General features: G+C 74.7%; 1 protein-coding gene. It reads left to right on the plus strand.

The window, feature by feature from the left end:
- Window positions 1–538: lactate utilization protein C (locus A9Z05_RS03180; RefSeq protein WP_069616847.1), on the plus strand; the 538-nt coding region annotated here is incomplete at both ends.

Genomic DNA, 538 nt, shown 5'->3' on the forward strand with positions numbered 1-538 from the left:
CGGCGCTCGCCGCGTCGCACGCCGAAGTCTGGTGCGCGAGCGCCGACGCATGGCCCGCGCAGCTCGCCGCACGTCTGGCCGACGCCGGCGTGCGCCGCCTGCTGCTCGACCCGGCCCGCGCCGAATCCGCGGCGCTTGCCCGCGCGCTGCCCGATACGGTCGCGCCGGTGCCGTTCGACCGGCCGATCGACGCGTGGAAAACCGAACTGTTCGACACGATCGACGCGGGCTTCACCGTCGCACGCTCGGGCATCGCGGCCACCGGCACGCTGGTGCTCGCGCCCGATGCCGGCACGCCGCGCACGGTGTCGCTGGTGCCGCCGCTGCACATCGCGCTCGTGCATGCGAGCACGCTGCATGCGGACCTGCACGCCGCCGTGCACGCGGAGCGCTGGCAAGCCGGCATGCCGACGAACCTCGTGCTGGTATCGGGCCCGTCGAAGACGTCCGACATCCAGCAGACGCTCGCCTATGGCGCGCACGGCCCGCGCCGCCTGTGGGTCGTGATCGTCACCGATTCGGCCGCGCCGCCGGCCGC

It is taken from the genome of Burkholderia sp. A2 (assembly GCF_001729305.1).
GTDB classification, from domain to species: domain Bacteria; phylum Pseudomonadota; class Gammaproteobacteria; order Burkholderiales; family Burkholderiaceae; genus Burkholderia; species Burkholderia sola.